Annotated in this window: 9 protein-coding genes; 7 read left to right on the top strand and 2 right to left on the bottom strand. The window is 65.9% G+C overall.

Translation table 11 applies throughout. The features are described from left to right. A partial coding sequence (locus Q0629_RS09770; protein ID WP_298781955.1) for a methyl-accepting chemotaxis protein occupies window positions 1–1594 on the bottom strand: 1594 nt, incomplete at its 3' end. A 260-nt stretch (window positions 1595–1854) separates the two neighbouring features. On the opposite strand from Q0629_RS09770, the gene Q0629_RS09765 reads away from it, so the two are divergent. Further along, complete coding sequence (locus Q0629_RS09765; protein WP_298781953.1) at window positions 1855–2709, top strand: LptA/OstA family protein; 855 nt, start codon at window positions 1855–1857, stop codon at window positions 2707–2709. Between the two features lie 44 nt (window positions 2710–2753). Further along, window positions 2754–3518: an LPS export ABC transporter ATP-binding protein gene (gene lptB, locus Q0629_RS09760; RefSeq protein WP_298781957.1), complete on the top strand. Its 765-nt coding sequence runs from the start codon at window positions 2754–2756 to the stop codon at window positions 3516–3518. Between the two features lie 98 nt (window positions 3519–3616). On the opposite strand, the gene dprA is transcribed toward lptB, so the two are convergent. After that, entirely contained in the window at window positions 3617–4708 is a 1092-nt protein-coding gene (gene dprA, locus Q0629_RS09755; protein WP_298781951.1) for a DNA-processing protein DprA, read from the bottom strand. Between the two features lie 243 nt (window positions 4709–4951). Here dprA and hrcA point away from each other — a divergent pair, with 243 nt between their 5' ends. From hrcA to Q0629_RS09730, 5 genes are all read left to right on the top strand, one after another. Then, window positions 4952–6025 carry a heat-inducible transcriptional repressor HrcA gene (gene hrcA / locus Q0629_RS09750; protein WP_298781949.1) on the top strand — a complete coding sequence of 358 codons (1074 nt, stop codon included), beginning with the start codon at window positions 4952–4954 and terminating at the stop codon, window positions 6023–6025. After that, complete coding sequence (locus Q0629_RS09745; protein ID WP_298781947.1) at window positions 6006–6752, top strand: nucleotide exchange factor GrpE; 747 nt, start codon at window positions 6006–6008, stop codon at window positions 6750–6752. The genes hrcA and Q0629_RS09745 overlap by 20 nt, the downstream gene beginning before the upstream one ends. 112 nt (window positions 6753–6864) lie before the next feature. Continuing rightward, window positions 6865–8709: a molecular chaperone DnaK gene (gene dnaK / locus Q0629_RS09740; RefSeq protein WP_298781945.1), complete on the top strand. Its 1845-nt coding sequence runs from the start codon at window positions 6865–6867 to the stop codon at window positions 8707–8709. Between the two features lie 129 nt (window positions 8710–8838). Continuing rightward, a complete protein-coding gene (dnaJ, locus tag Q0629_RS09735) occupies window positions 8839–9960 on the top strand; it encodes a molecular chaperone DnaJ (RefSeq protein WP_298781942.1) in 1122 nt (373 codons plus the stop codon). A 217-nt stretch (window positions 9961–10177) separates the two neighbouring features. Beyond that, the coding region (locus Q0629_RS09730) for a DnaJ domain-containing protein (RefSeq protein ID WP_298781940.1) at window positions 10178–10871 on the top strand (694 nt) is incomplete at its 3' end.

Genomic DNA, 10871 nt, shown 5'->3' with positions numbered 1-10871 from the left:
CCTCGGCGAGCTTGCGGACCTCCTCGGCGACGACCGCGAAGCCCCGTCCCGCCTCGCCCGCACGCGCCGCCTCGATCGCCGCGTTCAGGGCCAGCAGGTTGGTCTGGTCGGCGATGGAGGTGATGGTGGCGACGAAGCCGGATATCGAGTCCACGGACTGACCCAGCTCCCGAATCCCCTGGAGGCTCTGCCGGGCGGCGTCCCCCACGCTGGCCATGCTCTTCAGGACCTTGGAGACCTCCGCCGCGGCGTCCCGGGCGGCCTCGGCGACCTGGGTGGCCTGCTGCGCGCCGTCCGTGGAGGCCTGAGCGCTGGACTGGGCGCTGGCGGCGATCTCGGAAACGGAGACGCCGGTTGCCTCGGTGGAGGCGGAGGCCGCCTCCATCAGCCCGTTGACCTGAGCGACCGACGCGGAGACCTCCTCCATGGAGGCCAGGGTTTCCTGGGAGAGGGCGGCCAGGGTGCTGGCCTGTTTGGAGCTCTCCTCCGCCTCGCCCCGGACCTTGCTCAGGGCCCCCGAGATGGAGTCGAGCATGGAGTTCAGGAGGCCCGCGATGCGGGCCAGCTCGTCACGGCCGGAGGCCTCGAAGCGCGCGGTCAGGTCGCCCTCGCTCAGGACGTCCGTGACGGAGGTCATGCTGCGGATGGCCCTCGACAGCCCGCGGATGATGAAGAGGATGAAGATCGTCGAGAACGCGATGGCGGCGAGCGCCATCGTCACGTTCAAGACCGTGAGGGCGTGGGTCTGGGCCTCCATGACCTCCGTCGGCAGAAAGATGTAGAAGAAGAATCCGTTTCCGACGGGGGTGAAGAAGGCGTGGCGGGACTCTCCCTGAAACTCATAACTTGCAAAGCCCGTTTCCCCGGAAACCATGCGGCGGGCGAAGGCGCTGACCGAATCGCTGAAGTCGGCGGGGTTCAGCAGGTTGGCCTTCAGCACGAAGCTTCGGTTGGTGTGGGCGACGAGCAGGCCGTCCTCCAGGGCCAGGGCGCCGGAGCCGTGGCCGAACATCTTCTGGGAGACGACGAACTGCTCCAGGGCCTCCATCTTGATATCGACGCCGACGACGCCGATCAGGCTGCCCGACCTGTCCGAGATCGGCTGGACGACGCTCAGGATGGAGGCCCCCGTCGTTGCGTCCACGTAGGGCGTGGTGAAGGCGGGCGCACCGCCCTGAGCCTTCAGCCCCGCCTGGTACCAGGGTCGGGTTCGGGAGTCGTAGCCCTCCGGGTTCCACCCGTCGTGCGAGTAGATCTGTCCGTCGGAACTCATCCCAAGGTAGAGGCTGACGAGGCCAAGCGACTCCACGGAACTGGCCAGGGAGGCCATCAGCGACTCGAGGTCCTTCCTTTGGATGTCGGGGTTTTCCAGGAGGGTGTGGCGGATCTCCGCGGCGGCCATCCGCGTCACGTTGGCGTACTTGTCCAGGTACTCACGGATGACGCCTGCGCTCCCCGTCACGATCTCGTTCCCCGTCCGTTCCTGCAGATCGCTGACGATGGAGGTGGAACGGAAATGCGTCACCAACGTCATCGTCACAATAATGAGGAACACCACCGTCACCATGAGCTTCAATTTGCCGCGAATAGACATGTCTTTCCCTCCAGGAGAAAATTTCTCCACAAAATTTATGGTGGCATCATCTGCACCTGATAAGATTATATACCTCAGGCCCCCGAATAGCGTGGCGAAAGGACGAGGCTGGGACGCCGGCCTGAATTTTTTTCGGCCTAAACTTCAGCACCCTGTCGGTTGTCCTCCCTGGGACGCCCCCTGATATAATTTAAGAATGAAAATATCGGGCGACGTCGAGCGGAGAGGGGCTTTGCGTCGTCCTGCACGGAGGGGAACGGATGCGGATGAGAAGGACGGCGGGGACGATGGGGTTGGCAGCGCTTCTGGTGCTGTGGCTCGCGGGAGCTGCTTTTGCGGCGGACGAGCAGGAGTTTCCGGACAAGGCGAAGCTCTCGGCGAACCGGATGCGCTTCGACTCGACGACGGGAGACTTCCTGGCGGAGGGGGAGGTCCTCATCACGGCGGACGGCCTCACGGTCAGAGCGCCCCGCGGCTCGGGCAACGTCCCGCGTCGCGAGGCGGCCTTCGACAGCGGGGTGACGGCCTCCGGAACGTGGATGGGCGACGCCGTGGACCTCAAGGCGGGAAGGCTGACCCTCAACTTCGCGGAAGCCCCGACCTGCCGCCTTCAGGATGGCGTCAAGGGGGCCGTGGGCACGATGGGCCTCGACGCGGACCGGGTGACCCTCATCGGGGCAGGGGGCGTCGGGGGCCCGACGGAGGAGGACCAGCAGACGAAGTTCTGGATCGTGGGGGCCCACAGGCTGGAGGACCGCGCCAAGGGCCTGACGTTCGGCGCGGACTCCATCGAGGGCGTCCTGCAGGAGGGGGCTCTGGCCTCCATGACGGCGAAGGACCGGGTGTGGGTCAAGGGCCGGCCGAAGCAGTCGGGGGAGCCTGTGAGCATCAACGGTGACCACGCGCTCTACTCCCTCCAGCGCGGCAGCGTCGTGCTGAGCGGTCGAGTGGTTGCCGTGCAGGGGGGGCGCACCCTGAGGTCCGACTCCATCGTCTACTTTCCGGACCAGAACCGCGTGGAGGCCCTGGGCGGCATCACCCGGAGCGAGTCGGGCACGGTGAGCGCGGACCGTGCGGAGATCACCATCGACCTCAAACGGGAGCGCAGAAAGTGAATCCCGACAAGGCGGGGAAGGAACAGGGCGGCGCAGCGGAGGAGCTGACCGCCAGGGGAATCCGCAAGGGGTACGGTGGCCGGCTCGTGGTGTCGGACGTCAGCGTCCGGGTGCGCCCCGGCGAGGTGGTGGGGCTTCTCGGCCCCAACGGCGCGGGAAAGACCACGTCCTTCTACATGATCGTCGGGCTGGTCCGCCCCGACGCAGGGCACGTCTTTATCGGAGAGCGCGACGTGACCGGCCTGCCGGTCTACGCCAGGGCGCGCGCCGGCATCGGCTACCTGCCCCAGGAGCCTTCGGTGTTCCGGAGCCTCACGGTGCGGGAGAACATCGACCTGGTGTGGGAGGAAACGCGGCAGTCCAGGGCAGGGACGGATGGGCTCCTGGAGCGGTTCGGCATCGCGCACATCGCGGACACGAAGGGCTACGCCCTGTCGGGCGGAGAGCGGCGTCGCGTGGAGATCGCCCGTGCCTTGACGCTCTCGCCGCGCTTCATCCTGCTGGACGAGCCCTTCAGCGGCATCGACCCCATCGCCGTGAACGACATCCAGGGGATGATCCACCGTCTGAAGGAGAGCGGGTACGGCGTCCTCATCACGGACCACAACGTGCGCGAAACCCTCTCCATCACGGATCGGACCTACCTGATCCACGAGGGGAAGATATTCCTCGAGGGCACGCCGTCCGAGGTGGCGGAGAACCCCATGGCCCGCAAGTTCTACCTCGGCGATCACTTCGATTGGCAGGCTGCGCCGGCCCCTGAGCCAAAACGGGGGCCCGACGCGAAGTCCAGACGCCGGAAGGGATAAGAAGGGGCCCAGGCGTTTTGCCGGGCCCCTTGCCATTGATCGTGGTTTTGCGCTCGAAATGTGCCCCGCAAATTTCTCGATGGCACCGCCCTGGCCCGTCAGACGCCGGCGGAGAATCGCCCCGGTCCGCTGACGACGGCCAGCCCGTTGGCGGATAGGGTCATCATGCAGGTCTGGAGCGTCACGAGGTCCAGACCGCTCTCGGCCAGGAGCTCGTCCATCGTGCGCCCGCCCTGGCGCTGCAACAGGGCCAGCACGACCTTCTCGTCCGTGGAGAGGGGCGGCTGCGACCTGGCGGCGGGCTCGTCCAGGTCCAGCACCAACTGTCCGTAGCGTCCCGTCGTGCAGTGGACGAACTCGTCCACGTCCACCAGGGGCTCGGCGCCGTCGCGCAGGAGGCGGTTGGTCCCCCGGCACACGTCCTCCGTGATGCGCCCCGGCACGCACCAGACCTCGCGCCCCAGGTCCAGCGCCAGGCGGGCGCTGATCATCGCCCCGCCGTCCTCCGGCGACTCCACGACCACCGTGCGGCCCGTCATCCCCACGATGAGGCGGTTGCGCTCCGGGAAGTGCCAGGCCGCGCCCTCCGTCCCCATGGGGTATTCGGAGATCAGGGCCCCCGTTTCCGCGATCCGTGCGAAGAGCTCCTTGTGCTCCATCGGGTAGACCCGGTCGATTCCCGTGCCCAGCACCGCGACCGTGACGCCGCCCTCGGCCAGACACCCCCTGTGTCCCGCAGCGTCGATGCCGCGGGCGCCGCCGCTCACCACCATGAGGCCCCCTCTGGCCAGCGCGCGGCCGATGGCCTCCGCCACGGTCTTGCCGTAGGCGCTGCACCGCCGCGTCCCCACGACGGCGACGGAGGGGAGCGTGACGTTCAGCTTCCCCTTGACGTAGAGCCCGATGGGCGGCTGGCTCAGGTCCCGAAGCCGCGCCGGGCAGTCCGGGTCGTCCACGGTCAGAAAGCGCGCGCCGAACCGTGCCGCGCGTTCCTCCTCCCGTTCGGGCCAGTCCCCCCCGCGCAGGAGGCGCGACAGGTTTTTCTGAACGGACGGCGTCAGGTTGAACGCATCCCAGAGCTCCTCCCGCTTCAGGTCCTCCGGGGCATACTTCCCGCACAGCTTCCGGAATGCCGGGAGCGGCGCGTGCGCGGCGTTCATCAGGAGCGCCGCCTTCAGTGTCGGGTCCATGGTTCGCAAGACCTCCTTCCAGTGACCGCTCCATTATACTGGAACGAGGCGGGACGGGGACAGGCGCCGAGGCGAGGCTCAACGTTATGGCGGCTTACGTCAGGCGCACAAAATCCGTAATTTATAGGGTCTGACTTGTATTGACATTTAGAGGCCCAGTTGCTAATCTTATCCATGTTATCGATCTGTTGGCACTCACTGATTAAGAGTGCTAATCAAGGATACGAAACGGAGGCGAGGCCGATGACGGAGAGGCAGCTCAGCATTATCCTGGCGGTGGTGTACGAGTACATCAAGACGGGGGAGCCCGCCGGGTCGCGTACCATCACGAAGAAGTACATCAAGGGGCTGAGCCCTGCCACGATCCGCAACGAGATGGCCGACCTCGAGGAGATGGGGTATTTCTACCAGCCCCACACGTCCTCCGGACGGTTGCCCACGGCCAAGGCCTACCGCGTCTACGTGGATTCCGTCACCGCCAGAGCCCGCAGCCGTTCTTCCCTCGGGGCCGAAGCCTGGCGGCGGGAGCTCATGGGACGGCGGAGCGGCATCGAGGACCTCCTGAACTACGTCACGAACCTTCTCTCGCGCCTCACGAACTGCGTGGCGGTGGCAGCGGTCTCCGGGCTGGACAGCATGGAGATCTGGCACATCGACCTGATGCCGCTGGGAGGGACGAACGTCCTGGCCCTGATCGTTTTGAAGGGCGGGTTGGTGCACCACACGGAGTTCACCCTCCCCTGCGAGGTGGAGCCGGGGCTCCTGGAGGAGCTCAGCCGCCGGATCAACACCATCGCCTGCGAACACTCCTGGAGCGAGGTGCATGACGTGTTGTACCAGTACGTGCTGGGGGGGCTCGAGGAGGCCGAAACGGCCTGCCGCGCGGCCATCAGCGACGTGGACAGGTTTTTGACGGAACAGAACTACCGCTTCTTCAGCAGCGGCGCGAAGCACATCCTGAGCCTGCCCCACTTCCAGGCGCTCTCGCGGCTGCAGGCCGTTCTGACGCTCCTGGAGCAGGAGAAGCCGCTGGCGAGCATGGTGGAACAGTGCCGCCAGGCCTCGGACCTGCGGGTATCCCTCGGCGACGAGAACGAAACGGACGGGATGCAGGAGAGCGCCATGATCCTGATCCCGGCGCGGGCCTGCCAGCAGAAGGCGGTCCTGGGCCTGATCGGCCCGCTGCGGATGGACTACGAACGCTCCATCAGCGTTCTGGAAGCCGTCGCGGACGCGCTGGACGACGAGGTGGGAGAGCCTGAAGGACGCGGAGGGCTGCGGAAGGAAGATGCGCTGAATGCACAGGAAAAAAAATAAGCGCGCGGGACGTAAGGGCCTGCCGACGAGAATATTCCGGAACGCCAAGAACGACCGGGCGGCCGGGCGGGAGATGAGTGCTATGACGGAGGATCGATTAAAGGAGGACTACCTGATACCCGAACCGGAGGATGCCTTGGGGGATTCAGAGGCGGAGGCGATGAGCCGGCCCGTCAAGGAGTACTCCATCGGCGAGGACGGCGTTCTCGTGGAGGAGTCACCGGAACCTGAAGAGAAGGAGAAAAAGGAGGAGGCGGCCCCACAGCCGGCGGAGGAACCGGACGAGGGCGCGGAAAAGCGCGTCGCAGAGCTGGAGCAAGAGCTGGCGGCAGCCCGGGCGGACTTTTACAACTACCGTCAGCGCGCGATGCGCGAGCGTCAGGACCTGCGCCGACGCGCAACGGAGGACCTGATCGTTTCTCTTCTGCCCGTGCTGGACAACCTGGACCGGGCGCTCTCCGTCCCGGAGGACGGCAGCGCGAAGGACATCCTGGCGGGGGTGAAGATGGTGAGCCGCCAGTTCCTGTCCGTCCTGGAGGAGTCGGGCGTCAGCGTCATCCCGGCGAAGGGCGAGCGCTTTGACCCGACGCTCCACGAGGCGGTCGGAGCCGTCCCCGTGGAGGACGCGGAGGAGGATGGTGCGGTCGTCGACGAGCAGCTCCGGGGGTATCGGACGAAGGACCGGATCCTGCGGCCCGCGCGGGTCCTGGTGGGCAAGGCGGAATAGGGTCGCCGGCCCCGTTGAGAGAACGGCTGTTTTTCAATGGGTTCAACGGGATCGTTTAAGGGTCCCTTATCTTTAGGAACGATTATAGATTTGCATACAGGAGGAAAACGTTATGTCGAAAGTGGTTGGAATTGACCTTGGAACGACGAACAGCTGCATTGCGGTCCAGGAGGGAGATCAGACGACGATCATCCCCAACAACGAAGGGGCGCGGACGACGCCGTCCGTGGTGGCCTTCACGAAGGATGGCGAGCGCCTGGTGGGGCAGTTGGCCAAGCGGCAGGCCATCGTGAACGCGGACCGCACCATCATGTCGATCAAGCGCGAGATGGGGCACGACTACCACGTGGAGATCGACGGTAAGAAGTACACGCCGCAGGAGATCTCCGCGATGATCCTTCAGAAGCTGAAGAGGGACGCCGAGGACTACCTGGGAGAGAAGGTGACTCAGGCCGTCATCACGGTGCCAGCCTACTTCACGGACGCGCAGCGCCAGGCGACGAAGGACGCGGGGACCATCGCGGGCCTTGAGGTGCTCCGCATCATCAACGAGCCCACGGCGGCCTGCCTGGCCTACGGCGAGAACCGCAAGGAGGAGCACAAGATTCTGGTGTTCGACCTGGGCGGCGGCACCTTCGACGTTTCCATCCTGGACGTCGGCGAGGGGGTGTTCGAGGTGCTGGCCACGGCGGGGGACAACCGCCTTGGCGGCGACGACTGGGACAACCGCATCGTGGACTGGATGGTGAGCGAGTTCAAGAAGACGGAGGGCGTCGACCTGAAGAACGACAGTATGGCCATGCAGCGCCTGCGCGAGGCGGCCGAGAAGGCGAAGATCGAGCTCTCCAACATGACGGAGACCACGATCTCCCTGCCGTTCATCACGGCCACCCAGACGGGCCCCAAGCACATGGAGATGAAGCTGACCCGGGCGAAGTTCGAGGAGATGACGGCGGACCTTCTGGACCGCACGGCCGTCCCCACGCAGCGGGCCCTCAGCGACTCCGGCCTCGACCCGTCGAAGGTCGACAAGGTCCTGCTGGTGGGGGGCTCCACCCGTATGCCCATGGTGCAGAAGAAGATCGTGGAGATCATGGGCAAGGAGCCCACGAAGGGCATCAACCCCGACGAGTGCGTCGCGGCCGGCGCGGCCATTCAGGGCTCCATCCTGACGGGGGACCACAAGGACATCGTCCTGGTGGACGTGACGCCCCTGTCCCTGGGGCTGGAAACGCTGGGCGGCGTCTTCACGAAGGTCATCGAGCGCAACACGGCCATCCCTGTTTCCAAGAGCCAGGTCTTCACGACGGCGGCCAACAATCAGGCCCAGGTGGAGATCATGGTGCTTCAGGGCGAGCGCTCCATGGCGGCGGACAACGTGAAGCTGGGCCAGTTCGTGCTGGACGGCATCCCCCCCGCACCCCGGGGCATCCCTCAGATCGAGGTCACGTTCAACATCGACGTCAACGGCATCCTGAACGTCTCCGCGAAGGACAAGGGCACTGGCAAGTCCCAGAAGATCACGATCCAGTCCTCCAACCTGTCCAAGGAGGAGATCGAGCGCATGAAGAACGACGCCGAAACCCACGCGGACGAGGACGCGAAGAAGCGCAGCGCCGCTGAGGTCCGCAACGAGGCGGACGCCGCGGTCTTCGGGGCGGAAAAGCTCATCAACGACTACGGCGACAAGATGACCGCCGAGGAGAAGGGCAAGCTGAACTCCCAGATAGACGACCTGAAGCAGGCGATTGAGAAGAAGGACGAGGCGGCCATGGCACGCGCCAAGGAGGCCCTGGAGGGGACGGTGCAGGCGTTCTCCACGCGCCTCTACCAGGCCGCGGGCGCCGGTGCGGAAGAGGCGTCGGCCTCGGAGGAGGCTGCAGGCGCCGCCGGTGCAGGGGCCGGGGCCGACGGCGAGACGGTGGACGCCGAGTTCAGCGACAAGGGCAACGCTTAGCCTGAGCTCCGCAGAACGCACACTGAAATAAGTTATAATCTTTGAGGGACGGCGGACGGCAGAAGACCCGCCGCCCCTTTTAAATTCTCGGAGGGGGACGTTTTCCCCGGCAGTGGGGTGTCTGTTCAAGTGGAAGATTTGTACCGGATCCTTGAGGTCCCCAGGGACGCGACTCAGGCGGACATAAAGAAGGCCTACCGTCAGCTCGTGCGGAAGTACCATCCGGACACGCACCCTGGCGACAAGGAGGCGGAGGAGAAGTTCAAGAAGATCAACGCGGCCTACTCCGTGCTGGGCGACGAGGAGAAGCGGGCGCGCTACGACCAGTTCGGCACCGCGGACGGCTCCGGCCCCTTCGGCGGCATGAACGGCATGGACTTTGGCGACCTCTTTGGGGACCTCTTCTCCCAGGTGTTCGGCGGCGGCATGGGGCGGCGCGCCAGCGACCCCGATGCCCCACGCCGGGGCGGCGATCTCGAGATGGTGCTGCGCGTCACGCTGCTTGAGGCGGCGCAGGGCGTGGCGCGGGAGGTCGAGGTCCCCCGCTGGGAGCGGTGCGAAACGTGCGACGGCACGGGGGCAAAGCCCGGCACGAAGCCCGAATCCTGTCCGGTCTGCGGAGGCCGCGGACAGGTGCAGCAGGTGCAGCGCTCGATCTTCGGAGAGTTCATGACCATCGCTGCCTGTCCCAACTGTGGTGGTTCGGGCAAGGTCATCCACGACAAGTGCGCCGACTGCGGCGGCCACGGACAGGTTCGGAAGAAGCGCAAGCTGGAGGTCAAGATCCCGGCCGGGGTGGAGCGGGGCACGCGCCTTCGCATCCCCGGTGCGGGGGACGCAGGGACGAAGGGAGGCCCGGCGGGGGACCTCTATCTGGCCGTGGACGTCGCGCCGAGCGAGCAGTTCGAGCGCGACGGCGCCGACCTGCACGCGCGCCTCGTCCTGACCTACCCACAGGCTGTGCTGGGCGCGGAGACGAAGATCGAAACCCTGATTGATGGGGCGGAGAAGATCGCCGTCCCTCCGGGCACGGCCCACGGCCAGGTGCTGAAGGTGCGGGGCAAGGGAATGCCGCGGCTGAACCGGCCCAAGTCGCGGGGCGACCTCTACGCCCACGTCTTCATCGACGTTCCGACGAAGCTCACCGACCGCCAGAGGGAGCTCCTCACGCAGCTGGCGGAGGAGATGCAGGCCCCCGTCGGTACGGGAGAGTCGGGCTTCTTCGAGAAGGTCAAAAAGCTCTTCAACTGAGCCGCAGGCCGATCGCGGCAAGCTCGACGCGGCGAACGAGGGGATGGGTTCACCCGTTCCTTCGCTCGCCCTTTTCGTCGCTTCCGACTCCGCTGCGGGCCAGCCCTCTCTTAACCCCGAGCCGCCCGACGTCCGTAGTTTTCGTTATTTACGACGCCCGAGCGCGATGCTATACTCTCTCAGTAAGGTTAATATTGGTCAAAGGGGCTGGTAAGCTATGGCCGTTCAGTATAAAGACTATTACGAGATCTTAGGCGTGCCTCGCACCGCATCTGCGGACGAGATCCGCAAGGCGTACCGGAAGCTGGCGAAGAAGTACCACCCGGACGTTTCTAAGGAAAAGGACGCCGAGCAGCGCTACAAGGAGGTCAACGAGGCCTACGAGGTGCTGAAGGACCCGGAAAAGCGTCAGAAGTACGACACGCTTGGCATGAACTGGCAGGCGGGGCAGGACTTCACGCCGCCTCCTGGCTGGCAGGGCGGCGGTTCGGGTGGCGGGTTCCGCGTGGATTTCGGCGGCGACGCGGGCGGCTTCAGCGACTTCTTCAAGACGCTCTTCGGCGGTGGCCTCTCGGACCTCTTCGGCGGAGCAGGAGGAGGAAACTTCAGCTCTGCCGGGGGCTATTCGCCGGTCCGGCGCGACAGTGAGGTGGACCTGGAGCTCCCGCTGGAGGAGGTCGTCCGCGGTGGCACGCACACGATGGTGATGACCTCACCGGGGGGCGAGCGCCGCGAGATCAACGTGCGCCTTCCAAAGGGCGTCACAGATGGGGCGCAGATCCGCCTCCCGGGCAAGGCGGCGGGGGGAGGGGACGTCTACGTGAACCTGCACCTTGCGCCGCACCCCGTCTTCAGCGTCAGCGGCTGTGACCTGACGCGCGAGGTGAAGGTGGCACCGTGGCGGGCCGTCC

Source organism: uncultured Fretibacterium sp. (assembly GCF_938030725.1).
Lineage (GTDB): Bacteria > Synergistota > Synergistia > Synergistales > Aminobacteriaceae > Fretibacterium.
The sequence above is the reverse complement of the archived record's forward strand: the minus strand, read 5'-3'. Positions and strand labels throughout refer to the sequence as shown.

Excerpts from the sequence above, each read along its gene's own strand:
- Q0629_RS09765 (WP_298781953.1), top strand. The coding sequence starts at position 1,855 with ATGCGGATGAGAAGGACGGCGGGGACGATGGGGTTGGCAGCGCTTCTG.
- dprA (WP_298781951.1), bottom strand. The coding sequence starts at position 4,708 with ATGGACCCGACACTGAAGGCGGCGCTCCTGATGAACGCCGCGCACGCG.
- hrcA (WP_298781949.1), top strand. The coding sequence starts at position 4,952 with ATGACGGAGAGGCAGCTCAGCATTATCCTGGCGGTGGTGTACGAGTAC.
- Q0629_RS09745 (WP_298781947.1), top strand. The coding sequence starts at position 6,006 with ATGCACAGGAAAAAAAATAAGCGCGCGGGACGTAAGGGCCTGCCGACG.
- dnaK (WP_298781945.1), top strand. The coding sequence starts at position 6,865 with ATGTCGAAAGTGGTTGGAATTGACCTTGGAACGACGAACAGCTGCATT.